The sequence below is a fragment of the Spirillospora sp. NPDC127506 genome (genome assembly GCF_040302145.1).
Taxonomy (GTDB): domain Bacteria; phylum Actinomycetota; class Actinomycetes; order Streptosporangiales; family Streptosporangiaceae; genus Spirillospora.
Window position 1 is genome coordinate 110621 of sequence record NZ_JBEORG010000018.1, and the last position, 24355, is coordinate 134975.

Genomic DNA, 24355 nt, shown 5'->3' on the forward strand with positions numbered 1-24355 from the left:
GGGCACGGAGACCGCTACGGACAATGAGTCGGTGTCCAGCTCAGAGATCTCCGCCCGGGAAGCCGAAGTGCTCGCGCTGGTCGGCGAGCACCTCAGCAACGCGGAGATCGCCGCGCGCCTCGTCATCTCCGTCCGCACCGTCGAGTCGCACGTGTCCTCGCTGCTGCGCAAGCTGCAGTTGCCGGACCGGCGGGCGCTCGCCCGGCACGCGGCCGAGTCCGCCCGCGCCGAGCCGGCGGCCCCCGCGCTGCCGGCGCCGTTGACGGCGTTCATCGGCCGGGCGCGGGAGCGCCGGGAGCTGGCCGCCGCGGTGCGGGAGCACCGGCTGGTGACCGTGTCCGGGCCGGGCGGGGTGGGCAAGACGCGGCTGGCGCTCGCGGTCGCGGAGGACGTGGCCCGCGACTTCGCGGACGGCGTCTGGTTCGTCGACCTCGTCCCCGTCACCGAACCGGGGCGGGTGGGCGCGGCCGTCGCGGCGGCCGCCGGCGTGGGCGAGCAGCCCGGGCGCGGCATCGACGACGCGGTGCCGGCCGCGCTCGCGGACCGCCGGGCGCTGCTCGTCCTGGACAACTGCGAGCACGTCCGCGACGGGGTGGCGCCGTTCCTGGAGCGGCTGCTGGCGGCCTGCCCGCGGCTCCGGGTGCTGGTCACGAGCCGGGCGCGGCTGCTGGTGCCGTTCGAGCGGATCTTCCCCGTCCCGCCGCTGTCCCGGGAGGGCGGGGAGGAGTCGGAGGCGGTGGCCCTGTTCATGGACCGGGCGGCGGCGGTCGGGCGGCCGCTCGGCCCGGCGGTGAGCGAGGGCGTCGTCGCCGTCTGCGAGCGGCTCGGCGGGATGGCGCTGGCGATCGAGCTGGCGGCGGCGCGGTGGTCCACGCTCGGGCTGGACGGCCTCACCGCCGGCCTCTCCGACCAGCTGCGCATCCTCACCGGCGGGCCCCGCGCCGACGACCGGCACCGCTCCGTGCGGGCCGTGCTGGACTGGAGCCACGACCTGCTGGAGCCGCACGAGCAGGCGCTGCTGCGCCGCACCTCGGTGTTCGTCGCGCCGTTCACCGCGGAGGCGGCCGCCGAGGTCGCCGGGTTCGCGCCGCTCGACCCCGCCGCGGTCGTCGACGGGCTCGGCGGGCTCGCCGAGCAGAGCCTGCTCGCCGTGACGCCGTCCGAGACCGGCACCCGGTACCACGCGCTGGAGACCATCCGCCAGTACGGGACGGAGCGGCTCGCCGGCGCCGGAGAACTGGCCGGCGTCCGGTCCCGGCACCTCGGCTGGTGCCTGGCCGGCGCCGCCGCCCTCACCGGCGCCGAAGGCGCGGACTGGCGGGCCCGTTTCGACGCCGTCGCCGAGGACATGCGGGCCGCCCTCGCCTGGGCCGCCGAGCAGCCGGAGCACCGCGCGGACGCGCACCGGCTCGCCTCGGCCATGGCGGAGCTGGCCTTCGCCCGCAACCTGCTCGGCGAGGCGCAGCAGCGGTTCGAGCAGGCGGCCGGGCTCGCCGACGCGTCCGCCGCCCCCGAGGCGCTGCGGCAGGCGGCCGCCGTGGCCGGGTGCCGCAGCCTCGACGGCGACATGTTCCGCCTGCTCCGCGCCGCCGCGGAGGCCGCCCGCCGGGCCGGGGACACCGCCGGCGCCGGCCGCGACCTGGCGTTCGCGGCGACCGTCGCGTACCGCTTCTCCAGCTCGTTCGCGCAGACCCCGCCGGTGGACGAGGTGACCGCCATGCTGGCGGAGGCCCGGAAGCTGGCCGGCGGCGCCCCCGCCGCCGAGGCGGCGGTCGCGCTCGCCGAGGCGGCGGTGGTCGCGGACGCGTTCGGCGCCGTCCAGGGCGACCCGGACAACCCCGCGCAGGAGACCGTCGAAGCCGCCCGGCGCGCGGTCGAAGCCGCCCGGCGCGCCGGCGACCCGGAGGCGGAGTCGGCCGCGCTGGACGCGCTGTCCGGCGCGCAGAGCTGGGCCGGCGACGGCTTCGCCGCCGCGGCCGCCGCGCGGCGCCGCCTCGAACTGCTGTCCGCCGGGCCGCGCACCCCCGCCCGCACGCACGAACTGATGGACGCCCTCGCCATGGCCGCCGGAACCGCCGTCGGCGTGGGCGAGCTGCCGGAGGCTCGCCGGTGGGGCGGGCGGCTCGCCGGCCATCCGCTGCTCGCCGAGGCCGGCCACCACGCCACGTCCTGGCTGCTCATCGCGGACGCGTTCAGCGGCCGCGCCGAAGAGGCGCTCGCCACCAGCGTGCGGTTCCTGGACGCGTGGGAGCACAGCGGGCGCCTGCGGTCGCGGTCGTCCGGCCCGGCCGCCGCGTCCGTCGCGATGATCCACGGGTTGCGCGGCGACGACGAGGCCCGCGCGGACTGGCTCGCGATCGTCGGCGAGTCCGGCCCGGAAGCGGACCACCGCCTCGGCTACGGCGCGGTCTTCGACGCCATGGTCCTGCTCCACCGCGGCGACGCCGACGCGGCGCTGGAGCGCGTCGCCCCGCCGCCGGACCGGGTGTGGAAGTGGGTCTGCTGGGTCTGGCTGCACTGGTACACGGCGCTGCGCGCGGAGACGGCGGTGCTCGCCGGGCGCCCCGACGCCCGCGACCGCATCGCCGCCGCCCGCGCCCGGGTCGCCGGCAACCCGGTCGCCTCCGCCCAGGTGGACCGGGCGGAGGCGCTCCTCGACGGCGACCTGCCGCGGCTGCTCGGCACCGCCGCCGCGTTCGACGCGGCCGGCTGCCGCTACCAGGCGGCGCGCACGCTGGTCCTCGCCGGCGGCGAGCACGCCGCCGCCGGGCGGGCCGCCCTCGCCCGGCTCGGGCTCGCGCCCGCCCGGTAGCGCCCGCGGTCAGCCCACCGCCCGCTTCACCAGCTCGGCGATGCGCTTCTCCACCTCGGGCGTCACCTCGGTCAGGGCGAACGCGGTCGCCCACATCGGGCCGTCGTCCAGCTTCGCCGCGTCGTTGAACCCGAGCGTGGCGTACCGCGCCTTGAACTTCGCCGCGCTCTGGAAGAAGCAGACGACCTTGCCGTCCAGCGCGTAGGCGGGCATCCCGTACCAGAGCCGCGGCGCGAGGGCCGGGGCGTTCGCGGTGACGATCTCGTGGACGCGCTCGGCCATGACCCGGTCCGAGCCCTCCATCTCGGCGATCTTCGCGACCACGTCCCGCGCGGCCTCCGCCGCCTTCTCGGCCTGCGAGGCGCGGCGCGCCGCCTTCTTCCGCTCCTGGGCGTGCTCCTTCATCGCGGCCCGCTCCTCGGCCGTGAACCCCTCGTACGTGCCGCTCTTGTCCGCCATGGTCACTCCCGTGGTCGTCGTCCATGATCGGCCCGGACCGTCCCGCCGGGCCGATCGCCGTGGTCACAGCCTCCCCCGGCCGGCGTCCGGGCCGCCTCCGTGCTCACCACGGAAACGTCCACGGACGCCGGGTCGGTGCCGCGTCAGGAGGGCCTGCCCGCCAGGGCGGCCTTCACCCGGCCTCACCCCGGCCTTCACCCCGGCCTTCACCCCGGCCTCACTCGGCCGTCTCTTCGCCGGCGACGATCCCGGCCGGCCGGCCTCCGGGCGCGGACCGGCGGGCCGGAGCGGACGGCGCGGTCGCTTTACCTGGTCGTAATCCAGTGGCGGGGCCTCTGTAGACTCGTCGTCCGGAACGCCTGACCCCGATCCGAGGAGCGCCCACTCGTGGCTCTTGTCGTGCAGAAGTACGGTGGCTCCTCCGTCGCCGACGCCGACGGCGTCAAGCGGGTCGCCCAGCGCATCGTCGCAACGAAGAAGGCGGGCAACGACGTGGTCGTCGTCGTGTCCGCGATGGGCGACACGACGGATGATCTCATCGACATGGCCAAGCAGGTCAGCCCCCTGCCGCCGGGCCGCGAGCTGGACATGCTGCTCACCGCGGGTGAGCGCATCTCCATGGCGCTGCTGGCCATGGCCATCGCCAACCTGGGCCACGAGGCCCGCTCGTTCACCGGCTCCCAGGCGGGTGTGATCACCGACGGATCGCACGGGAAAGCCAAGATCATCGACGTGACGCCGGGCCGGATAAGGACCGCGCTGGACGAGGGCTCGATCTGCATCGTGGCCGGCTTCCAGGGCGTCTCGCAGGGCACCAAGGACATCACCACGCTCGGCCGCGGCGGCTCCGACACGACCGCGGTCGCGCTCGCCGCCGCGCTGGACGCCGACGTCTGCGAGATCTACTCCGACGTCGACGGCGTCTTCACCGCCGACCCGCGCATCGTGCCCGCCGCCCGCAAGATCCCGAAGATCTCCTACGAGGAGATGCTGGAGATGGCGGCGAGCGGCGCGAAGATCCTGCACCTGCGCTGCGTGGAGTACGCGCGCCGCTACAACATCCCGATCCATGTGCGGTCCTCGTTCAGTCAGAAGGAGGGCACGTGGGTCGTCGACAGCAGCGAGATCGAAGGACAGGACATGGAGCAGGCGATCATCTCCGGTGTCGCGCACGACCGGAGCGAAGCCAAGATCACCGTGGTCGGGGTGCCCGACAAGGTCGGTGAGGCCGCCGCGATCTTCTCGGTGCTGTCCGAGGCCGAGATCAACATCGACATGATCGTGCAGAACGTGTCGGCGGCGTCCACCGGGCGGACCGACATCTCGTTCACGCTGCCGGCCACCGACGGGCAGAGCGCGCTGACCGCGCTGAACAAGCTGAAGGACCGCATCGGCTTCGAGTCGCTGCGCTACGACGACCGGATCGGCAAGGTGTCGCTGATCGGCGCCGGGATGCGCTCCCACCCGGGCGTCACCGCCAAGCTGTTCAGCGCGATCGCCGACGCCGGGGTGAACATCGAGATGATCTCCACCTCGGAGATCCGGATCTCGGTCGTCGTCGCCCAGGACGACATCGACACCGCGGTCGCCGCCGCGCACCACGCCTTCGACCTCGACGCCGAGCAGGTCGAGGCCGTCGTCTACGGCGGCACCGGCCGCTGACCCTCCGCGCGGGCCGCGCCGCCCCGGCGACCCGCCGGGCGCGGCGCGGTCTTTCGCGTCGGCGCGGTCTTTCATGCGCGGGCCTTCATGCGCGGCCCTCCGCGTCCGGCCCGCCCGCCGCGCGGGTGCCGGTATGTGGGTGTTCGCGGGTGATGGGGGGGTTTCGGGAACCGCGCGGGGACGGCGGTAGTTCTGAAAATGTGCGTGCGACGATGGGTTCCGCCTCCGAATCGCCGACCCTCGCCGTCGTCGGTGCGACCGGAGCGGTCGGGGCCGTGCTGCTCGACCTGCTGTCCACCCGCCGCAACGTGTACGGGGAGATCCGCCTGATCGCATCGCGCCGCTCCGCGGGGCGGAGCCTCCGGGTGCGCGGCCGGCGGGAGGAGGTGCGGGCGCTCGCCCCGGAGGTCTTCGAGGGCGTCGACATCGCGGTGTTCGCCGTCCCGGCCGGGGTGGCCGCCGAATGGGCGCCGGTCGCGGTCCGGCACGGCGCCGTGGCGGTCGACGGGTCGCGGGCGTTCCGGGCCTTCCGCGACGTCCCGCTCGTCGTCCCCGAGGTGAACCCCGAGCGGGTGCGGGACCGGCCGAGGGGCATCGTCGCGGGCCCCGGGTGCGCGACGCTGTCGATGATCGTGGCGATCGGCGCGCTGCACGCGCGGTACGGGCTGCGGGAGCTGGTGGTCGCGTCCTACCAGGCGGCGTCCGGTGAGGGCCGGCGCGGCGTCGACACCCTGCACGCGCAGCTGGAGAAGGTCGGCGGCGACCGGGCGCTCGGCAACCGCGCCGGCGACGTCCGCGGCGCCGTCGGCGACCTCGGGCCGTTCCCGGCGCCGCTCGCGCTGAACGTCGTCCCGTGGACGGGGACGCACGAGCACGGCGGCTGGACCTCCGACGAGATCGGCCTGCGCGACGAGACCCGCCGCGTCCTGGGCCTCCCCGGGCTGAAGGTCGCGGCGACCTGCGTCCGCGTCCCCGTGGTCACCGGGCATTCGATGGCCGTGCACGCCGTGTTCGAGGAGCGCACCGACCAGCGGGAGGCGCAGGAGGTCCTCGCCCGCTCGCCCGGCGTGGTCCTGTGCGACAACCCGGGGACGCACGAGTTCCCGACGCCCGCGGACGTCGCCGGCACCGACCCCACGTGGGCGGGCCGCGTCCGGCGCTCGCTCGACGACCCGCGGGCCCTCGACCTGTTCCTGTCCGGGGACAACCTGCGCAAGGGCTCCGCGCTCAACACCGCGCAGACGGCCGAGCTGATCGCCGCCGAGCCGGCCGGCTGAGCCCGCGTCCCGCCCGGCCGCCCGCGCCGCCGTCCCGGCCGGGACGCGGCCGCGCCGCGGCGGCCGGGCCCGCGGCATGAGCGGGACGCCGCGCGCGGGCTTTAGGGTGGCATGCGTGACCGAGACGAAGGCCGTGAAGTCCGAGCAGACGCGGGCCGTGATCGTCGAGACGGCGCTGCGCCTGTTCCGGGAGCGCGGATACGAGGCGACGACGATGCGGGCGATCGCCAAGGAGGCGGGCGTCTCGGTCGGCAACGCCTACTACTACTTCGGGTCCAAGGAAGAGCTGATCCAGGCGTACTACGACGAGCTGCAGGAGGAGCACGTCGCCGCCTGCCGGGCCGTCCTCGACACCGAGACGGGGTTCGCGCCCCGGCTGCTCGGCGTGCTGCGGGCCCGCGTCGACACGATGGTCCCGTACCACGAGTTCGCCGGGAAGTTCTTCAAGTTCGCCGCCGAGCCGACCAGCCCGCTCAACCCGTTCAGCGCCGAGTCCGGCCCGGCCCGCGAGTCGGCGGTCGCGATCTACCGCGAGGTCGTCGAGGGCTCCGACCTGAAGATCGACAAGGAGTTCCGCGCGGAGCTGCCCGAGCTGCTGTGGATCTACTCGATGGGCATCGTCCTCTACTGGGTGCACGACAGCTCGCCCGGCTGCCGCAAGACGTACCTCCTCGTCGAGCGGACGGTCCCGCTCGTCGACCGCATGGTGTCGATGTCCCGCCTGCCCGGCTTCAAGTCGGTGACGCGCGAGCTGGTCGGCATCATCCGCGAGGTCCGCGGCTGACCGCCGCCCGGCCGGCGGCCGCGGGGGTCAGCGGAAGGTGATGTCCCAGTGGTCCTTCTCGCGGGCGAACACCGTGCCGTCCGGTGCGCGGTGGAGGCGGGCGCCGTCGCCGCGCGTGCCCGCGGCCGGGTAGCGCTTGATCGCCCGGTCCACGCACCGGCTGGGCGCGATGTCGAGCTTGTAGCCGTTCGCGTGGCTGTAGGTGCCGGGCGCGTGGCCGCGCTCGGTGCCGCCGGTGACGGTGACCTTGCAGCCGCTCGACTTCGCGAAGCCGATCAGGCCCTTGACCGTCCCCCAGCGGACGCCCTCGAACGAGGTGCAGGTGCGGATCGTCCGGTCGGAGCAGCCCCCGGTCGAACGCCACCGGATGCCGTTGCCGCGCAGCACGTACTCGGCGAACCGCTGCTCCAGCCGCAGCGACTCGGGCAACTCGGGCAGGGAGCCCTTCTCCGGGACGTCCTGCGCCGACGTCAGCGTCGCGTCGCCGGTATCCGGCGGAGCGGGCGACGGCGCGCCTTCCTGCTGTGAAGGCGCGCCGGGGGTGAGAAGGGCGTCGCGAGTGGGGGTGCCGCCAGGCGGCGGGCTGGGCGACGCCGGACGAGGAGCCGGCGGCGTCTTCGGCGACGGTGCGCCGCTCGGCCCGGACGAGGTCTCGTCCGGGGCCGGTGTGCTCGACCCGGCCGTTGTGGGGACGGCCCTGCGCGCGGGCGGGGCGGCGAGTACCGGGGCGGGGGTGAGGGTCGTGGCGGCGACGGTCAAGGACATCGCCAGCGCCGTGAGGCGGCGGGCCGGGCGGCGCCGGCCCCGTATTCGGTCGGCGAAGGCGTGCCGGACGTGCGCGTGGGCGTGCCGCGGGCGTGTCATCGTGCTCCCCCCATCGGTGATCTTCGATTACCGGGGGGTGGGCCGCGCCGTCATGATCAGCGGCCGGTCCGTGCATGCCCGAGGTCCGATCTTGTAAACCGGGGGGCGGGCGGCCGTCCCGCCCGTCCCCCGGAAAGATCACGACATGCCGAGATGTTTGCGGGCGAAGTTCATCTCCGCGGCCATCTGCGCGATCCGCTCCTCGACGACGAGGGAGCCGTGGCCCGCGTCGTACCGGTACACCTCGTGCGGAAGGCCCAGCTCGGCGAGCCGGCCGAGGTAGTTCTCGATCTGCCGGATGGGGCAGCGCGGGTCGTTCTCCCCGGCCAGGATCAGCACGGGCGCCCGCACCCGCGAGACATAGGTGATCGGGGACGACTCGCGGTAGCGGTCCGGGACCTCGTCGGGCGAGCCGCCGAACAGCGAGCGGTCGAACGCCTGGAGGCCCTCCATCTCGTCCTCGTACGCGGCGACGTAGTCGGCGACGGGAACGGCGGCGACGGCGACACTCCAGTCGTCCGGCCGCGTGCCGATGCCGAGCAGGGTGAGGAAGCCGCCCCACGAGCCGCCCGTGAGCACGAGCCGGTCCGGGTCGGCGAGGCCCGACTCGACGGCCCAGTCGCGGACCGCCGTGATGTCCTCCAGCTCGGTGAGCCCGACGCGGCCCTCGATGGCGTCCCGCCACTGCGAGCCGTAACCGGTCGAGCCGCGGTAGTTGACGCGGACGACCGCGAACCCGTGGTCGACCCACGCGGCGGCCGCCGGCGTGAACGAGTCGTCGTCCTGCGCCGTGGGGCCGCCGTGGACGTCGAAGACGGCCGGGTAGGGCCGGTCTCCGTCCGGCTTGCTGACCAGCGCGTGGATGCGGCCGCCGGGGCCGTCCACCCACACGTCCTCCACGGGGACGGACGGCGGCGCTGCGGGCCCCGGCGGGGTGAGGACGACCTCGCCGGACGTGGAGCGGATCACCGGCGGCTCGGCCGCCGACGACCAGGAGAACTCGACCGTGCCGTCCGGGCGGACGTCGGCGCCGCCGATCACCCCGCGCGGCGTGTCGATCCTGGTGAGCCGCCCGGAGCCGAGGTCGTACCGGTACAGCTCGTCGCGCGCCTCGTGCGAGTGGGAGACCAGCAGGGCCGTCCCGTCCGGGTACCAGCCGGCGCCGATCTCTCCGGGCAGGTCGAGGACGATCTCGCGCTCGGTCCCGGCGACCGGATCCCAGATGAGCATCTCGTCCCGGCCGCGCCGCTCATGGTCGACCAGCAGCCGCGGATCGCCGTCGACCGGGGAGAACCCGGCGCCGTAGACGCCCTTGCCGGGGCCGTCCCACAGGTCGGCGACCGTGGACCCGTCCGGGCGGAGCACGCGCAGCGCCATGTGCCGGCTGTCGCCGTGCTCGCTGTGGCCGATCGCGATGAGGGTCTCGTCGCGCGAGAGGGCGGCGACGTGGGCGTCCTCCGCGTGGTGGTAGAGCACCTCTGGCTCCGCCCCCGGGCGGCACAGGTGGATGGTGTTGCCCTGCTCGGTCGTCCGCCCGACGACGGCGAGCCCGCTGCGGCCCAGGGACAGCCCCGAGGGATAGGACGGCTCCAGCCCGGGAACGGCGGGCTCGCTCTCCGTCCCCTCGAACGGGACGCGGTTCCAGACGCCGAACTCGTCTCCGTCGGTGTCCGCGAACCACCACACCCATTCGCCGGACGGGTCGATGGCGCCCATCCACGTTCCGTTGGGGCGATCGGTCATCTGCCGCTGCGCACCGGTCTCCCGGTCCCACGCGTAGATCTCCCACGTCCCGGTCGCGTTCGACCGGTAGATGCTGCGGTGCGGGGCGTCACGCGCCCATCGGGGCAGGCTCATCCGGGCGGCCCGGAAACGCGCCTTCCAGCGCTCGTCGTCGACCATGCCCCCAGTATCCCGACCTCAGGACGTGGTGAGGCGGCCCAGCAGCTGGTCGATCGCGGCGCGGACCTGGCGGTCCATGGCGCGCGCGAACCCCGCCTCGACCGTGACCTGCGCGCCGGGCCGCAGCCGGGCGAGCGTGTCGGTCAGCTCGGCGAGGTCGTGGTCCTCGATGCTCTTCACGACGTGCGTGGTGATCAGCCGGACGAACATGGCGGCGAGGTCGTCCATGCTGCGCTGGAGCTCCTGCCCGGCCGACAGCACCGCGTCGAGCGGCACCCCGGCGCGGACGAGCGTCACGGTCGCCTCGAGCTGGCGGCGGCTCCAGTGGGTGACGCGGTCGCCGTCGACCTCGATGTGGCCGAGCGCGACGGCCCGCTCGACCGCGTCCGGGCCGACCTCGCCGGGGAACAGCGCCGCCAGCTCGTCCAGCGTCATCGTGACGGGGACCTCGTTCGACCACGGCGCCGTCACGGCCTTCTCCACGCCGAGGACGGCCTCGATGTCGCGGCCCTGCTCCCACGCCGCCAGCAGCTCCCGGATGCCCTCCAGGGTGTGCCCGCGTTCCAGCAGGTTCCCGATCATGCGGAGGCGGGCGAGGTGGTCCTCGGAGTAGAGGCCGATGCGCCCCTCGCGGCGGGGCGGCGGCAGCAGCTTGCGCTCCTGGTAGTAGCGCAGCGTCCGGACGGGGACGCCGGCCGCCGAGGCGAGCTCGCCGATGCGGTACTCGCGGCCACCGCCGCCGGGACGGTCCTCCGCCGGCTCTTCGCCCTCCGTCGGCTCTTCGCTCACGGGCGCCAGCATATTCGCGGGCGGAGCCGATCGCGTGCTGCGCCGGCCGTCACGGGGCCCGCCGCGCGGTCCTGATCCTGCGTTGTCGGCGGCGCCGCCGCTCCTTCGACGCCGGGGCCGGGTCTACGGCGAGCAGGTCGCGGAGGGTGCGGGGAAGGATGTCCTCGCGCCGGTCGGTGAACGGTGAACGCATTGAAAGATCTCCCTGTCGGAGTGTCAGGCGGCGGTGGCCAGTTCCGGGTACGCCTCGGACACGGTGCTGAGCGCCCAGCGCATCCGGGTGCTGTAGATCTCGGGGTGGTCGCCCGCCTCCTGCGCGACGAGCGCGAGGCAGACGGTGCGGTCCCCGCCGCAGGCGCCGATCCGGTCGGCGATCGCCGCGCGGACCCGCTCGGCGGAGGGGCGGTCGGACTGCTGCAGCCCGCTGCAGAACAGGATCTCTGCCAGGTCGGAGGTCGTCATCGAGGTGAGGGTCGGCGTGTTCGACATCGTGTGCCTTCTTCCTGCGGAGGGGCCTCGTTCCCCTGCTGCCGGATATGACTCTGCCCGCCGGGCGAATTAACCGCCATAGGGGAAAACCCCTAACCGCGCCCGAGTCATCCCTGATACGGCGGCTTATTCGACCCCGGTCCGGCGGGTTCCGGACCGCGGATCCCGTCCGCGAGCGCCGCCCGGAACGCGCGCACGGCCGGATGCTCCCCGCCGCCCCGCCGGGAGGCGGTGAACAGCCGGCGGATCCGGTCCTCCTCCGGCAGCCGGACGACCGGGACCGTCGGCGGGCGCCCCGCCCACACCAGGCCGGGCAGCAGCGCGGCGGCGTGGCCGCGCTCCACCAGCCGCAGGTGGAGCAGCAGGTCGGTGGACTCGAACCGCACGTCCGGCTCGAACCCGGCCGCGCGGCACAGCCTCACCGCCCACTGCCGGGACGCCGTCCCCTCCGGCTCCATGACCCACGGGACTCCCGCCGAACCGCGCAGGCCGGCGCCCGGCGGCGCGTCGCCCGGCAGCGCCAGCCGTATCTCGTCCTCGCCGAGCTCGGCGTACTCGATCCCGGCGGGGCGCGGCCCCGGCTCCCCCGGGTACTCCTCGGTGATCACGAGGTCGAAGTCCCGCGCGAGCAGCGCGGGCAGCGCGCTCTCCGGCTCCCGCTGGGTGATCTCGATCCGCAGCCGCGGGTGCGCGGCGCGCAGCCGGGTCAGCGCGTCCGGGACGAGCGCGAGCGCGGCGGTCTGGAACGCGGCGACCCGCAGCACCCCGGTGATGCCCTCCAGCGACGCCGCGAGATCGGCCTCCGCGCGTTCGAGGCGCTCCAGCACCGCCTCGGTGTGCGCGACGAGGATCTCCGCCTGCGGCGTCAGCCGGACCCGGCGCCCCACCGGCTCCAGCAGCGGCACCCCGGCCTCCCGCTCCAGGACGGACAGCTGCTGCGAGATCGACGACGGGCTGTAGGAGAGGGCCTCGGCGACGGCGGCGAGCGTCCCGCGGTGCTTCAGCTCGCGCAGCAGGCGGAGCCGGTGCAGATCCAGCATGGTCGTCCCATTCGTCGGCTGAACTGATGATTATCGCTCGAAAACATTCGCTGGACCGACCATAGGCGGCTGCGGAAGCGTATCGGCCATGGCCAACGCCCCCGCCCGCTGGTTCGCCCGCGCCGCCGCCCGCGCATGGACGTGCCCGCCCGCGCCCCGCGACGTCCCCGCCTTCCACCGCGCGCTCCCCGGATACGCCCCGACGCCGCTCGCCGAACTGCCGCCGCTGGCCGCCGAACTGGGCGCCGGGCGCGTCTTCGTGAAGGACGAGTCGTCCCGCCTCGGACTGCCCGCCTTCAAGATCCTCGGCGCCTCCTGGGGGATCTACCGGGCGCTCCGCGAGCGGCACGGCCTGCCGGACGTCCCCCTGCGGCGGCTCCGCGAGGCGGGTCCCGTCCGGCTGGTCACCGCCACGGACGGCAACCACGGCCGCGCCGTCGCCGCGATGGCCCGCCTCCTGGACCTGCCGGCCGACATCTACGTCCCGTACGGGGTGCACCCCGCCGCCATGGCCGCGATCAAGGCGGAGGGCGCCGGCCTGACCGAGGTCCCGGGCCCGTACGACGAAGCGGTGCGCCTCGCGGCGGACGCCGCGGCCGCCGACCCCTGCGCCCTCCTCGTCCAGGACACCGCATGGCCCGGCTACGAGCGCGTCCCCCAGTGGATCGTCGAGGGCTACTCCACCCTCTTCACCGAGATCGACGAGCAGCTGGCCGCGGCCGGCGCCGCCCCGGCGGGCCTGGTGGCCGTTCCGGTCGGCGTGGGTTCGCTCGCCCAGGCGGCCGTGACCCACTACAGGTCGGGCTCCGCCAGACCGGCCGTCCTCTCCGTGGAACCGGACGCCGCGCCCTGCGTCCTGGCGAGCCTCCACCGGGACGAGCCCGTGACCGTCGAGACGGGCTCGACCGCCATGGCGGGCCTCAACTGCGCCACCCCGTCCACCCTGGCCTGGCCCGTCCTGCGCCGCGGCCTGGACGCGGCCGTCGCCGTGTCCGACGCCGACACGGCCCGCGCCGCGGAGGACCTCGCCGCCCTCGGCGTGTCCGCGGGCCCCTGCGGCGCCGCCTCGCTGGCCGGAGTCCGCGCCGCCCTGGCCCACCGCCCCGGCCTCGCCGCGAAGGCGATCGTCCTGCTGAACACCGAGGGCCGGGCGGCCAACCCCTCCCTCGGCTGACCCGCCGTCCCGCGATGGACCGCCGCCTCACCTAGGACATTTCGGAGATCAAGGAGCGAATCCGGCCTACGCGCCGGTAACATACCCCTACCGCGTCCTCGCGGGATTGCTTTGCTCTCGGCCCACAATCCCAGCCTGAGCTGGGAACGAGTCGCGAGGGGGTCGCACGGTGACAGGGACGAAGCCCGATCTGCAGCGGTTCCTCGCCGACCGCGTCGACGAGATCTCCGCCGAGATGGTCGGCGAGATCGCCGCCCGCGTCCCCGCCTACACGCATCTGCGCCCCGGCGAGATCTCGAACCTCGTCCAGGAGGCCATCGCGGTCTACTCGGGGGCGCGCGAGCCGCGCGCCGTGCTGCCGGTGTTCCGCGCGCTCGGCGCCAGCGAGGCGTGCGCGGGGCACGACGTCCGGCACCTGGAGTCGGCGCTGCGCACCGGCGCCCGCGTCCTCGTCCGGCGGACGGCCGGCGCCGCGGCCCGCCTCTACCCGCCGACGGCGGAGTTCATCACGGTCATGGAGACCGCCTTCACCGCCGAGAGCGCGATCGTCGGCGCGGCCGTCGCCGCCCACCGGCGGGCGGCGCGCCCGGCCGTGGCGCGCCGCCTCCACCCGCTGCTGAGCGGCGACTAGCTCTTCTGGACGGCCCTCTCGTTCGGGACGCAGTGCGTCATCCGCAGGCCGGTGACGTCCCGCGGGCCGTTCTTGCCGAGGTTCGCCAGCCGCTGCCGGTCCTCGTCGGTGAGGTCCTGGCCGGGCAGCGGGTCCAGGTGCTCGACGTCGCCCGGCGAGATGCCGAGGCCCTCGCCGACGCGCAGCCCGAGGTCGTCCTCGACGAGCAGGAAATGCCACACCATCCGCTCCTGGACGGGACGGGTGCACTGGGAGATGAGCTCCACGAAATTGTGCACGAGGTCGTCGCGCTCCCAGTCCTCCATGAGGCAGTAGCGCTGGCCGGCCTGCTTGTAGTCGTTCGTCCGCGCGATGCGCTTGCGCGTCAGCCGGCCCCGGATCTCCGGGCCCTGCTCGTCGTGCGACGGGTACTCGCCTTCGCGCAGCCCGCCCATGATGGACGGCTCGTAGTTGACGTGCGGGTTCTCGCCGGCGGCGTCCACCTGGTAGGCCATCTGCCCGTCGCGCTGGTTCGTCCGCACGTTGGCGCCCTTGGCGCGGTTGACGGGCAGCTGCAGGTAGTTCGGCCCGACCCGGTAGCGCTGGGTGTCGCTGTAGGAGAACGTCCGCCCGACGAGCATCTTGTCGTCGGAGAAGTCGAGCCCGTCGACCAGGACGCCGGTGCCGAACGAGATCTGCTCGTTCTCGGCGAAGTTGTCGTCGACGGTCCGGTCGAGGACGATCCGGCCGACCGGCTTGGCGGGGAACTCGTTCTCCGGCCACACCTTGGTGTCGTCGAGCGGGTCGAAGTCGAGCTCCGGATGCTCGTGGTCGTCCATCATCTGGACGAGCAGCTCCCATTCGGGGAAGTCGCCGCGCTCGATGGCGTCGCGGAGGTCCTTCGTGGCGTGCCCCAGGTCGTTCGCCTGCACGGCGGCCGCGTCCTCCGCGGTCATGCTCCGCACGCCCTGCTTCGGCATCCAGTGGTACTTGACGAGCTTCGTCTCGCCCGCCTCGTTGACCCACTTGTAGGTGTTCACGCCGAACCCCTGCTGGTGCCGGTAGTCGGCCGGGATCCCGCGCGGGCTGAACACGTTGACGAGCATGTGCATCGACTCGGGCGTCTGCGACATGAAGTCGAAGATCCGTGCGGGCTCCTGCCGGAACGTCACCGGGTCCGGCTTGAGGGCGTGGATGACGTCGGGGAACTTGATGGCGTCCCGGATGAAGAACACCGCCAGGTTGTTCCCGACGAGGTCCCAGTTGCCGTCCTCGGTGTAGAACTTGATGGCGAATCCGCGCGGGTCCCGCGCGGTCTCCGAGGAGTCCCGCCCGCCGATCACGGTGGAGAAGCGCAGCGCGATGGGGGTGCGCTTCCCCCCGCCCTGGAACAGCTTCGCGCGGGTGTAGGTCCCGATGGGCTCGTCGCCCCATTTCCCGTACGACTCGAAGAACCCGTACGAGGTGGTGCCGCGCGCGTGCACGACCCGTTCCGGTATCCGCTCCCGGTCGAAGTGGCTGATCTTCTCCAGGAACTGGTAGTTCTCCAGCGTGGCGGGGCCGCGCGACCCCACCGTCCGCTGGTTCTGGTTGTCGTAGACCGGGTGCCCCTGCCGGTTGGTCAGGACTGGACGATCGTCCCCCGGCTGCGGTCCCTTGCTCGCAACGTCCGTCACGACGCCTGCTCCTCTCCGCGGCTTCCGGTGCGGCCCTACCCGAAAAGGGGCAAGTAAACGGCCCGGAACGGGAGAACCTCGCCGGTGGCGCCGCATACCGGGACGGCCGGGACGGACGCGTCACGCGCGGAGAGCGGCTGCCAGCTCGTCGAGGTGACCGGAGACGGGGCCGAGGGTGAGGAGGCCGCTGCCCGCGCCGGCGACCTGCGGCCACTTCATGGCGGAGGAGGCCCCCGAGGAGATCGCCGCGTCCCTGCGCGCCCTCATGGCCCGCTAGGAGGTAGAGCTGCGGGCGGCGATCAGCGCGGCGAAGCAGTCGCCGAGGACGGCGTGGTCGAACTCGGCGTGCTCGGCGAGGTGGGCGCGCCGCGCCGCCGACACCTCCTCGTACTCGGGCCGCAGCGCCCGGACGGCGTCGAGGTCGGGCACCGCGAGCCGCTTGCGCCACCGGCCCCTGACCTCGATCAGCCCCCGGTCGGCGGCGTCGCCCCGGCAGAGCGCGAACACCGCCGAGCTCGGGCGGCGCCGGCTCAGGGCGGTGCCGATCAGCGCCGAGCGCAGCCCGTGCCGGTCGTCCCCGGACCCCCGCCGCACCAGCGCCTCCAGCCGGCCTTCGCCGTCCGCGTGGTCGGAGATGGCCCGCCACAGGAAGCCCTCCAGGCCGCGCGGGGCCGGCTTGTTCTCCACCTTGCGCGGGGCGGCCCTGACGAATGACGCGCCGCCGAGCACGAGGGTGCGGATGGGCTCGGCGGGCCTCAGCTGCTCCACGGTGATCCAGCCCTGCCGCCACAGGTTCCAGATGCCCGCGTTCAGCAGGTTGGCCGCGGTGTCCAGGCCCTTGACCACCGCCCCGAGCACGGGTTCGGCATCGGTGTCGCGGCCGTCGCTCGCGGGAGCCCAGAGCTCGGCGAACAGGTAGAGAAGCGTCGTGGCCGGAATGCCGGAGGATCCCATCGGCGGCCTGCCCTCGTCATGCTGTGCGTCCCCCGACCCGGTCGGACCTTACCAGGGCGGTCCGCCCTGCGTGGCCGCCCACACCCACACGTAGAGGATGAACCCGGCCGCCAGCAGCCCCAGCAGCAGTTCCCAGTTGAGCGGCGCACTGTGTCCCCGTTTTCGGGCCATGGTCATCGTCCGTTCGTCCGGCGTACTCGGTCGATCGCTCATGTAGCCGGACGTTCCGCCCTTAACCTCAGCGGACGGCAAACAGCGCCCCGCCCCATCGTGTCCCGTCACTGGAAGTAGTTCTGGAACCCCTGCGCCAGCGAGTCGGCCATGCGCTGCCGGAACGAGGCGCTGGACATCTTGGCCGCGTCCCCGGGGTTGGACATGTTGCCGCACTCGATGAACGCGGCGGGCACCGTGGAGAGGTTCAGCCCGCCGAGGTCGTCGCGCCGGTCGAGGCCGTCCTTGCCGATGTAGGTGGCGAACGGCATGCCCGTCCCCGCGCGGTAGGCGTCGCGGATCGCGAGACCGAGGCGCAGCGAGTCGTCCACGATGCCCTTGTTCTTCCCGACGGGCAGCGGCACGATCACGTGGAAGCCGTGCCCGGACGCGGCGGCGCCGTCCGCGTGGATCGACAGGGTCGCGTCCGCCCCCGCCCGATTCGCGATCGCCGCCCGCTCGGTGACGCACGGCCCGACACCGGTGTCGTCCCCGCGCGTCAGCGTCACCTCGGCGCCCTCGTTCCGCAGCACCTTCGCGAGCCGGTTCGCCAGGTCCCAGGTGAAGGCGTGCTCGCTGAAACCATCGGGCGTGCTGGTGCCGGTGGTGTTGCACGGCTTGTGGCCGTTCCCGACGAAGACCTGCTTGTTGATCTCCTCCGGATGGGACGCGTTGCCGCCGTTGTGGCCGGGATCGAGCACGATCACCTTGCCCTTCACCGGGGACGCGCCCCCGGCGGCCGTCCCGCCCGGGGCGGACGCCGCCGTCCCGCCCGGGGTCTCCGTCCCGCCGGGCGATGGAGTCTCCGTCCCGCCCCCGCCGGACGACCCGCTGCACGCCGCCAGCAGGCCGAGACACAGTGCGGCTCCGGCCGCCCGACCCCACACGAACCCCCGCACGAGCCCGCCTCCCCCCGAAGACCGCCGGCCAGTATGCACTCAGCGTAACCATGCCTCCGGGCGGGACACCTGGGGAGGTCCCGCCCGGAGTGCCAGAGGGGTCAGCTCTTGGTGAACTGGGCGATGGCGCCCAGGGTCACCACGTCCGTGAGGTAGCCGAGGTGGGTCTGGCAGGCCACGAGGTGGTTGTTCGCGCCGTCAAGGCGCGTGCTGGTGTAGGGGATGATGATGCCGTCGCACGGCGAGTACCAGGTCGCGTACTTGGTGTTCCCCGGCGTCTCGTCGCCCGCGCTGATCTGCAGGATGAAGGACGAGCCGGGAAGCATCTGCCGGCACGTCTCGAAGATGGTGCACGCGGCCGCGTACGTCGTCCCGTGGTTGGCGCCCGCGATGGACGCCAGGTGCGCCACGTTGGGGTTGCCGTTCAGGACCTTCAGGTAGTACTGGCTGACCAGGCCGCCCATGGAGTGGTTGACGATGTCCACCTGGGACGCACCCGTCCGCGACTTCACCTGGTTCACGAACGAGGCGAGCCCGGCGGCGTTCTGCCTGTTGTCGCCGTAGGAGTTGTACTCGTACGCGAACAGCTGGTCACTGCTGTACCCGGCTGCGCGGAACACCGACATGGCCGTGACCCAGTTGGACGCGCTGCCCGTGTAGCCGTGCACGAAGACGACGGGACGCGGTCCGGCGGCGTTCGCCGGGGCCAGGCCGAGCCCGAACGCCGCCAGCGCCGCGCACAGCGCCACCAGCGATCCGAGGATCCGTTTCATGAAGCCTCCAGGGGTGGGGTGAACCAACGCCCTGAACTGTGAACCCTCGGATCCTTGCGCGCATCGGCGAAATCACCAGCCTTGCGCCGCGGCGGCGGACGGCGGGCCGGCGGCCGCCGGGGTCAGGTCGACCAGACGAGGCCCTTGGCGCTGCCGTCCGTGATCCGTCCCGTGGCGGTGCCGTACTGGATGACCTGGAACCGCACCCGGTAGCCGTTGCGCACCGTGTCCGCGGCGACGTTGTAGTGGAGGAACGTCGCGCCGTTGCTGGCGAGGTATTCGGCGATCGGCCCGTTGTCGACGTCGCCGCCGGATTCGGCGCGCTCGATGACGCGCGCCTGCAACTCCGTGCCCGGCGGCAGCCCCTCGATGCGGACGTTCGCGGTGAGCGCGTAGCGGGCGGAACCGATGATCAGCGAGGGCCCGCCCTGGTTCCAGTGGTGGTGCGCCGAGTCGGAGTACTCCTTGCCCCAGTTGACCGTGACCCACTCGCCGGGCGGGAGGTCCTGCGCCTCCGTCATCCCGACGGACACGTAATCCGGCATGTCGTCCTCCTCGATCTCGGCGGGCATCCCGGCCCGCACCCACGCGTACAGCTGGTCGCCGGGGCAGGACGTGGCGTACACGTCCCGGTGCCCGAGCTTCGCCAGGTTCCGGCCCGCCCGCCGGCCCGCCTCGTCGTACAGCGCCCGGATCGACCGGGTGGCCGCCGACGTGGCGTCGCCGTCCCGCCCGATCATGCAGACGCCGATCCCGGACGCGTTGTGGCCGGGCGCGTGCGCGCCGACCGTCAGCCATCCGCGGCCCTCGTAGATGCGGCCCTGGACGTCGACCAGGAAGTTGTAGCCGATGTCGGACCAGCCGCGGGTGTCCATGTGGAAGTTCTGAATCGACCGCACCGACTGAGTGGTGGGGCCTTCGGAGTAATGGACGATGAACTCCGTGCGGGCCCCCCAGCTGACCGTCGAGCGGGACCGCGGGGCGCGGGCGCCCCACTCCTCCCGGCTGATGATGTCCACGGCCGGTCCTCCCAACGGGGTTGCAACGTGACCGGAAAGCGTAGGCGGTAAGCCACTGGCGTTCGCCTCGAACCGGTGAATAGCGGTCTAAGCCACACCAAGATCGGCCTTTACCCCGCCTTTTCCTCATCAACCAACAAGCTGGTCGAAGGCATCGGACGCGGAACGCGACGATGCGATCACCGAAGGCACGGCCGGCCGGCCGGGAGGCCCCGGCCGGCTCTGGGGCGTTCAGCGGTGGTCGTTCTCCTTCAACTCGATGACCCACGCCCGCCGCTCGGCGATCTTGCCGTCCCGCATGAGGAACACCTCCGCCATGGACATGCGCATCTCGCCGCCGGCGGCGCGCTTCACCGCTCCGGTCATCTCGGCCATGACGACGTCCCCCTGTTCGACCATGCGGACGACGTGCAGCTCGGGCGGGTTGAGGAGTTCGGGCGGACCGTCGATCGCCCGGTCATAGGCGTCCTTGCCCTTCAAGTGGAAGGCGCCGAAGACCGTCCACTCGATGTCGTCGGTCAGGCAGGACAGGATCTGCGCGTGGTCGTTCTTCCGGAACCCGTCCAAGTAGGTGTTGACGGTGTCGATGTTCCGCGACAAGGCGGTACCTCCAATGTGCCCACCGGGGAGCGATGCGAGGCTCCCCTCTCTTGGAGAGGTCGGGGCGGGCACTGCATTCTCGACATCGCTCGGCGCACCCGAATCCCCGGCGGCATCGCGGTCACGCGTCCTCTCTGGGCCACTCCGGGCAGTTCTCCGGGGTGCAGGTGGAGGCGTGCAGGATGAGATTGCCGCGATCGCCGTACCAGCGCTCGATAGTGGCCTGCCGTCCGGGAAACGCGCGCTCGGCGGCCTCGGCATCGACCCGGTCGAATACGCCGTAGAACAGGGGGTGCCCTGAGAACAGCTCGATCTTCTCCGAGCCCATGGGCCACGTGGCACTGTGCGCGTCGATGTCGAAAAGCTGATCGGGTTCCGGCCGATTGGTCATGGGGTCAGTTTATGGCGCAGAGTAATCAGACGGTGGCAGAACGCTGAACTCCGCCACTCGCTGAGCTGGCCTGCGATCTGGATGGAGGACGCGAACGAGTGCATCGCGCCCCGCCTCGACCTTCCCCCGACTACCAGGCCGTGGAGAAGTGGCTCCGCCGCTGAGAACTCCCGCTAACGCGCGGACTTCGCGCGCTCGTAGTGCCGGGCGGCCTTGGCGCGGTTGCCGCAGACGGCCATGGAGCACCAGCGGCGAGTGCCGCTCTTGGTCGTGTCGTAGAAATGCAGCACGCAGCCAGGATGCGCACACACTTTGATGCGCCCCGGGGCCTCGGTCATGAGCCGGAGGAAGTCGGCGGCGGCCAGCCAGGACGGCAGCCACGCGGGGTCATCCGTCCGCGGATGCTCCTCCGAACCACCGGGACCGAGCCGCAGGTGCAGCGCACCGCGTTCGAGCACCCGATTGAACTCGTCCACCGTCTCAGGGGACGGCCCCTGGCTCACAAGCGCCAACAAGATCTCGCGCGTCGACACCGTGGCATCGAGCGTCGCCTGATCGGCCACGGCGCGATCGTCCAGCCCCGCCGAACGCAGCCACACGGCCAGGCCCTCGACGGAGTCGAGCAGGTCGTTGGGAGCGCGATCGCCCCTCCACCGCGTGTTGAGCAGATCAAGGCAGAGCGGCTCCCCGACCAGCGGCCGGGGATCCACGGCGGCCCGCTGCCGCACCTCATCCTCCTCCTGCACGCCGCGATTCTACCCGTCTATCGCCACTTAGCCGGTTGACTGGCGATCTCCTAACCATCTATCGTCCAATCACTAGTTAGGCCAGACTCGGGCGAGGGAGCCCGGGAGAAGCGAGGTGTGACATGGGGACGGTCGCCATCAAGGCACTGCGGACGGGCCACGTCGGGTTGAACGTGACCGACCTGGACCGGTCACTGCCCTTCTACCAGCGCGTCTTCGGCCTCGACGTCCAGGCCGAAGGCAAGGAGGCCGACCGCCGCTGGGCCTTCCTCGGGCGGGACGGGCAACTGCTGCTGACCCTGTGGCAGCAGAGCGACTCCCCCTTCGGAACCCGCTCGGCGGGCCTGCACCACCTGGCGTTCCAGGTCGAGACGATCGACGAGGTGAAGTCCGCCGAACAGGTGCTGCGCGAGCTGGGCGCCGAACTCGTCCACGACGGCGTCGTCCCGCACCGCGAGGGCGGCTCGTCCGGCGGCATCTTCTTCACCGACCCCGACGGCACCCGCCTGGAGATCTACGCACCGACCGGCGCCGACACCGCCCCCGCACCCAGCGGTGCAGCTCCGACCTGCGGTTTCTTCTAACCACGGAAGGAGGCCGCTGTGGCGGCCGACGTCTACCACGAAGGCGAACGAGCCGCCCAGCGGCGCGCCGGTCTACGCGACCAGGGCGAATCCGCCGCCCGCGGCATCCGCGCGGACATGCCGGAGATCGCGCAGAAGTTCCTGCTGCAGCAGCCGATGGTGATCCTGGGAGCCGCCGACGCCGCCGGCCAGATGTGGGCCACGCTGCTGGCCGGCCGCCCCGGCTTCCTGCACGCCGAGGACACCCGCACCGTGACCGTCGAAGCCCATCCGGATCGGAACGACCCGCTGCACGACCGGCTGACGACACCGGCCCTGGTCGGCATGCTCGCCATCGGACCGTCCCGCCACCGCCGAATGCGCATGAACGGACGAGCCGTCCCGACCGACAGCGGCCTCCACGTCAAGCTGGACCAGGTGTACTCGAACTGCCCGAAGTACATCCAGAAGCGCGAACACACCTGGGAACCGGAGACCACCCCGGGCCGCCCTCAAAGATCCCGGACCCTCACCGGCGACCAGCAGCGCCTCATAAACGAAGCCGACACCTTCTTCATCGCCACGTCCGACCGCGAAGGCAACGCCGACGCCTCCCACCGAGGCGGCAACCCAGGTTTCGTGCAAGTGCGGTCGCCGACCACCTTGCGCTGGCCCGACTACACCGGCAACGCCATGTTCAACACCCTGGGCAACCTGGAGGTGAACCCCCATGCGGGCCTCCTGTTCCCCGACTGGCGCACCGGCACGCTCCTACACCTGACAGGGACCACCCAAACAACCTGGGACCCTGCGCACACCGCCGCCGTCCCCGGCGCCCAGCAGCTGGTCGACTTCACCCTCACCGCCGCGATAGAAATCCCGACCGCCGTCCCCCTCCGCTGGACCCCGGCCGTCCCATCCCGCTTCAACCCACCCGTCCGAACGCCGTGACCCCTCAGCCCAGAGCGCCCGGCACCGCCGATGCCCGGGACGCCAGGCCGTATCACAAATCACCGCCGCGGCCGCAGCTTTGTCATGGTCACGGGGCGCGGCCAGACCCCGCCCTCCACGGCCAGAGGTAGACCACACCCGAAGGCGTAAGAACGCTAACGGTCGCCGTCAGGGTTGCCGGGGCGGTGAACGGTAAGAACGTCAGCGCCTCCGGCTCGGGGAAGACGGCAGACAAAGCCCTGACTGCTCTGAACGCCGGGTCTTTGGCCTGAGCAGGTCGTAGACCATTCGGGCCGAGCTGCACAGCAGCCGACGGCTGCCGCAGGTCTCGGGCCAGTCGCGGAAGAACTCACACGAATGCGAACGCGAGCGACTGCCGAACGTTGAGGTCGGCAGGTGACCGTAGCCGAGTTGCGAGGCCGAACGTCCCTAATGTGATGACGCCTCAGCGAGCGTCGTCGGCAGGCATCGCAACAGGAAGGCGAGAAGTCACACCGGAGGTCCAGATACTGTGCTTTGCCCGGGCCTCCGACAGGAGACGTTCCCGCAGCTGCTCGCCAGTCCGCCCCCGCGTCTTGATGGCATGGCAGTTGGGACAGAGAGCGATCATCTGAATCGGGTGGTCGCGGCCCCATTTCGCTCGGTCGTTGACGTGGTCGACTTCGAGAAGGGGGCCACCGCTTTTGCTCACGTCGTTGGGTTGACCCGTGCACCAGGGGTTCTCGCAATGACCAGCACTGCGGATCAGCACCGCTTCGACGGCCGCCGAGGAGCGTACGGGCCGCTCACCACCGGTGCTGGAGGTGCGGTCGTGGTCGCCGCGAGCTTCGGCCACCTCCACCATCTGACAAAGGCGTATGTACTCCTCCAGAGGACTTGAGTCCTGGGTCAGCGGCGCAGCAGGGCGCTCCTTGAGGCCCAGACCGACCTCCTTCAGAAGGGCTTCCGGAATATTGCCATCGAAAAATCGGTCGGCGAGAGTCGCGATGACGTCAGTACGCGCTGCTTCATCAAAGGCGACAAGTTCGTATGCCCAGGCAGTGAAGCCAAAGTAAGGATTCTGGTCTTCGAGCCAAGTGATTGGTTCTCCGTGGGCCGGTGGAATCGCTCCCGTGTGTCCCTGCAAGTCCCACAGATCCGTACGGGCCAGTGCAAGAATGGGAAATTCAGGCGTTGGTCTAGAGCTGGGCTGGCCGTACTCGCCCAAGAGTTGGCGCAGTTCCAGGTGCGCGTCTCGCCAGGACACCAGGCGAGGACGGTGATGTACTGCCCTCCCCAGCGCCCAGAGCAGGGTTATGGGCTGATGCCGAGCGGGCCCATCAGGCGTGCCGGCGGCGCGTAGACCGCCGACAAGCTCCAGCAGGCGCCGCCGGGGCGAGGCAGGCTCATCGACGACCACCTCGAACCCCAAGCTTGTGAGCAGCCTGCCGACGGTTTGCCGACCGCCGGAGAACTCACCGGGGGTCAGTGGACGGCCTGCCACATAGCCATAAGCAACACCGACGATGGCTTTGGAGTCGTAGTACACGCCATCCTGGTACAGGAAGTACCGGCGGGCCTCATCGAAACCGTACTGCTCCAGAAAGCGGGCACGTCCAAGCCGATCGAACTCGGCGATCGCATCGAGGACGGCCTCACGCGTGATCACCGATAGATCCATATCGGCATGATATGCCCGTTTTGAGAACGGCGTCGCGGTTCCACTCGTCCG

At 72.3% G+C, this 24355-nt stretch carries 25 protein-coding genes; 8 read left to right on the forward strand and 17 right to left on the reverse strand.

Going from position 1 to position 24355, the window contains the following annotated elements; genetic code table 11:
* Positions 1-31: 31 nt before the first annotated feature.
* The gene (locus ABTW95_RS18950; RefSeq protein WP_500226927.1) at positions 32-2812 is read left to right on the forward strand and encodes an ATP-binding protein; all 2781 of its coding nucleotides are present in this window, start codon (positions 32-34) and stop codon (positions 2810-2812) included.
* A gap of 9 nt (positions 2813-2821) precedes the next feature.
* On the opposite strand, the gene ABTW95_RS18955 is transcribed toward ABTW95_RS18950, so the two are convergent.
* Positions 2822-3271, reverse strand: coding sequence for an iron chaperone (locus ABTW95_RS18955; protein ID WP_500226928.1), 450 nt, complete (start codon positions 3269-3271; stop codon positions 2822-2824).
* 387 nt (positions 3272-3658) lie between these two features.
* Between ABTW95_RS18955 and ABTW95_RS18960 the strand changes: the two genes are divergently transcribed.
* From ABTW95_RS18960 to ABTW95_RS18970, 3 genes are all read left to right on the forward strand, one after another.
* Positions 3659-4933 carry an aspartate kinase gene (locus ABTW95_RS18960; RefSeq protein ID WP_396446412.1) on the forward strand — a complete coding sequence of 425 codons (1275 nt, stop codon included), beginning with the start codon at positions 3659-3661 and terminating at the stop codon, positions 4931-4933.
* Between the two features lie 212 nt (positions 4934-5145).
* Positions 5146-6210: an aspartate-semialdehyde dehydrogenase gene (locus ABTW95_RS18965; protein WP_500226929.1), complete on the forward strand. Its 1065-nt coding sequence runs from the start codon at positions 5146-5148 to the stop codon at positions 6208-6210.
* A 115-nt stretch (positions 6211-6325) separates the two neighbouring features.
* Positions 6326-6994 (forward strand): TetR/AcrR family transcriptional regulator, encoded by a 669-nt coding sequence (locus ABTW95_RS18970; RefSeq protein ID WP_396446410.1) that lies wholly within the window; start codon positions 6326-6328, stop codon positions 6992-6994.
* 27 nt (positions 6995-7021) lie between these two features.
* Here the strand turns inward: ABTW95_RS18970 and ABTW95_RS18975 are convergent, their stop codons facing one another.
* The 6 genes from ABTW95_RS18975 to ABTW95_RS19000 form a co-directional block, all read right to left on the reverse strand.
* Positions 7022-7858 (reverse strand): hypothetical protein, encoded by an 837-nt coding sequence (locus ABTW95_RS18975; RefSeq protein ID WP_500226930.1) that lies wholly within the window; start codon positions 7856-7858, stop codon positions 7022-7024.
* A gap of 138 nt (positions 7859-7996) precedes the next feature.
* Positions 7997-9760 (reverse strand): S9 family peptidase, encoded by a 1764-nt coding sequence (locus ABTW95_RS18980; RefSeq protein WP_500226931.1) that lies wholly within the window; start codon positions 9758-9760, stop codon positions 7997-7999.
* 18 nt (positions 9761-9778) lie between these two features.
* Positions 9779-10549 (reverse strand): MerR family transcriptional regulator, encoded by a 771-nt coding sequence (locus tag ABTW95_RS18985; RefSeq protein WP_396446406.1) that lies wholly within the window; start codon positions 10547-10549, stop codon positions 9779-9781.
* A gap of 49 nt (positions 10550-10598) precedes the next feature.
* Positions 10599-10742, reverse strand: a complete 144-nt coding sequence (locus ABTW95_RS18990) for a hypothetical protein (RefSeq protein ID WP_396446405.1) — start codon at positions 10740-10742, stop codon at positions 10599-10601.
* A 23-nt stretch (positions 10743-10765) separates the two neighbouring features.
* On the reverse strand, positions 10766-11038 hold the full coding sequence (locus ABTW95_RS18995; protein ID WP_396446404.1) for a hypothetical protein: 273 nt from the start codon (positions 11036-11038) through the stop codon (positions 10766-10768).
* Between the two features lie 107 nt (positions 11039-11145).
* A complete protein-coding gene (locus ABTW95_RS19000) occupies positions 11146-12078 on the reverse strand; it encodes a LysR family transcriptional regulator (protein WP_500226932.1) in 933 nt (310 codons plus the stop codon).
* An 88-nt stretch (positions 12079-12166) separates the two neighbouring features.
* Between ABTW95_RS19000 and ABTW95_RS19005 the strand changes: the two genes are divergently transcribed.
* Together ABTW95_RS19005 and ABTW95_RS19010 are read left to right on the forward strand one after the other, a co-directional pair.
* Positions 12167-13252 (forward strand): pyridoxal-phosphate dependent enzyme, encoded by a 1086-nt coding sequence (locus tag ABTW95_RS19005; protein ID WP_500226933.1) that lies wholly within the window; start codon positions 12167-12169, stop codon positions 13250-13252.
* Positions 13253-13421: 169 nt separating this feature from the next.
* On the forward strand, positions 13422-13883 hold the full coding sequence (locus ABTW95_RS19010; RefSeq protein ID WP_396446401.1) for a PucR-like N-terminal domain-containing protein: 462 nt from the start codon (positions 13422-13424) through the stop codon (positions 13881-13883).
* Here the strand turns inward: ABTW95_RS19010 and ABTW95_RS19015 are convergent.
* The 9 genes from ABTW95_RS19015 to ABTW95_RS19055 form a co-directional block, all read right to left on the reverse strand.
* The gene (locus ABTW95_RS19015; RefSeq protein ID WP_500226934.1) at positions 13880-15538 is read right to left on the reverse strand and encodes a catalase; all 1659 of its coding nucleotides are present in this window, start codon (positions 15536-15538) and stop codon (positions 13880-13882) included. The two genes, ABTW95_RS19010 and ABTW95_RS19015, sit on opposite strands and share 4 nt — an antisense overlap.
* A 273-nt stretch (positions 15539-15811) precedes the next feature.
* Positions 15812-16492, reverse strand: coding sequence for a hypothetical protein (locus tag ABTW95_RS19020; protein WP_500226935.1), 681 nt, complete (start codon positions 16490-16492; stop codon positions 15812-15814).
* A 48-nt stretch (positions 16493-16540) separates the two neighbouring features.
* Positions 16541-16705, reverse strand: a complete 165-nt coding sequence (locus ABTW95_RS19025) for a hypothetical protein (RefSeq protein ID WP_500226936.1) — start codon at positions 16703-16705, stop codon at positions 16541-16543.
* Between the two features lie 65 nt (positions 16706-16770).
* On the reverse strand, positions 16771-17601 hold the full coding sequence (locus ABTW95_RS19030; protein WP_500226937.1) for an N-acetylmuramoyl-L-alanine amidase: 831 nt from the start codon (positions 17599-17601) through the stop codon (positions 16771-16773).
* Between the two features lie 101 nt (positions 17602-17702).
* Positions 17703-18374 carry an esterase/lipase family protein gene (locus tag ABTW95_RS19035; protein WP_500226938.1) on the reverse strand — a complete coding sequence of 224 codons (672 nt, stop codon included), beginning with the start codon at positions 18372-18374 and terminating at the stop codon, positions 17703-17705.
* A 122-nt stretch (positions 18375-18496) separates the two neighbouring features.
* Positions 18497-19393: an N-acetylmuramoyl-L-alanine amidase gene (locus ABTW95_RS19040; protein WP_500226939.1), complete on the reverse strand. Its 897-nt coding sequence runs from the start codon at positions 19391-19393 to the stop codon at positions 18497-18499.
* A 231-nt stretch (positions 19394-19624) separates the two neighbouring features.
* Positions 19625-19993, reverse strand: a complete 369-nt coding sequence (locus ABTW95_RS19045) for a nuclear transport factor 2 family protein (protein ID WP_500226940.1) — start codon at positions 19991-19993, stop codon at positions 19625-19627.
* Between the two features lie 121 nt (positions 19994-20114).
* Entirely contained in the window at positions 20115-20384 is a 270-nt protein-coding gene (locus ABTW95_RS19050; protein ID WP_500226941.1) for a hypothetical protein, read from the reverse strand.
* A gap of 173 nt (positions 20385-20557) precedes the next feature.
* The gene (locus ABTW95_RS19055) at positions 20558-21130 is read right to left on the reverse strand and encodes a CGNR zinc finger domain-containing protein (protein WP_500226942.1); all 573 of its coding nucleotides are present in this window, start codon (positions 21128-21130) and stop codon (positions 20558-20560) included.
* Positions 21131-21252: 122 nt separating this feature from the next.
* Here ABTW95_RS19055 and ABTW95_RS19060 point away from each other — a divergent pair, with 122 nt between their 5' ends.
* Positions 21253-21714: a VOC family protein gene (locus tag ABTW95_RS19060; protein WP_500226943.1), complete on the forward strand. Its 462-nt coding sequence runs from the start codon at positions 21253-21255 to the stop codon at positions 21712-21714.
* An 18-nt stretch (positions 21715-21732) separates the two neighbouring features.
* A complete protein-coding gene (locus ABTW95_RS19065; protein ID WP_500226944.1) occupies positions 21733-22644 on the forward strand; it encodes a pyridoxamine 5'-phosphate oxidase family protein in 912 nt (303 codons plus the stop codon).
* A 445-nt stretch (positions 22645-23089) separates the two neighbouring features.
* Here the strand turns inward: ABTW95_RS19065 and ABTW95_RS19070 are convergent, their stop codons facing one another.
* On the reverse strand, positions 23090-24304 hold the full coding sequence (locus ABTW95_RS19070) for a phosphorothioated DNA-binding restriction endonuclease family protein (RefSeq protein WP_500226945.1): 1215 nt from the start codon (positions 24302-24304) through the stop codon (positions 23090-23092).
* Positions 24305-24355 lie beyond the last annotated feature (51 nt).

Coding starts and splice junctions, on each gene's coding strand:
- ABTW95_RS19020 (WP_500226935.1), bottom strand. CDS start 16,492: ATGGGATCCTCCGGCATTCCGGCCACGACGCTTCTCTACCTGTTCGCC.
- ABTW95_RS19005 (WP_500226933.1), top strand. CDS start 12,167: ATGGCCAACGCCCCCGCCCGCTGGTTCGCCCGCGCCGCCGCCCGCGCA.
- ABTW95_RS19035 (WP_500226938.1), bottom strand. CDS start 18,374: ATGAAACGGATCCTCGGATCGCTGGTGGCGCTGTGCGCGGCGCTGGCG.
- ABTW95_RS18975 (WP_500226930.1), bottom strand. CDS start 7,858: ATGACACGCCCGCGGCACGCCCACGCGCACGTCCGGCACGCCTTCGCC.
- ABTW95_RS18995 (WP_396446404.1), bottom strand. CDS start 11,038: ATGTCGAACACGCCGACCCTCACCTCGATGACGACCTCCGACCTGGCA.
- ABTW95_RS19000 (WP_500226932.1), bottom strand. CDS start 12,078: ATGCTGGATCTGCACCGGCTCCGCCTGCTGCGCGAGCTGAAGCACCGC.
- ABTW95_RS19050 (WP_500226941.1), bottom strand. CDS start 20,384: ATGACCAATCGGCCGGAACCCGATCAGCTTTTCGACATCGACGCGCAC.
- ABTW95_RS19060 (WP_500226943.1), top strand. CDS start 21,253: ATGGGGACGGTCGCCATCAAGGCACTGCGGACGGGCCACGTCGGGTTG.
- ABTW95_RS19070 (WP_500226945.1), bottom strand. CDS start 24,304: ATGGATCTATCGGTGATCACGCGTGAGGCCGTCCTCGATGCGATCGCC.
- ABTW95_RS18990 (WP_396446405.1), bottom strand. CDS start 10,742: ATGCGTTCACCGTTCACCGACCGGCGCGAGGACATCCTTCCCCGCACC.
- ABTW95_RS18955 (WP_500226928.1), bottom strand. CDS start 3,271: ATGGCGGACAAGAGCGGCACGTACGAGGGGTTCACGGCCGAGGAGCGG.
- ABTW95_RS19025 (WP_500226936.1), bottom strand. CDS start 16,705: ATGAGCGATCGACCGAGTACGCCGGACGAACGGACGATGACCATGGCC.
- ABTW95_RS18965 (WP_500226929.1), top strand. CDS start 5,146: ATGGGTTCCGCCTCCGAATCGCCGACCCTCGCCGTCGTCGGTGCGACC.
- ABTW95_RS18980 (WP_500226931.1), bottom strand. CDS start 9,760: ATGGTCGACGACGAGCGCTGGAAGGCGCGTTTCCGGGCCGCCCGGATG.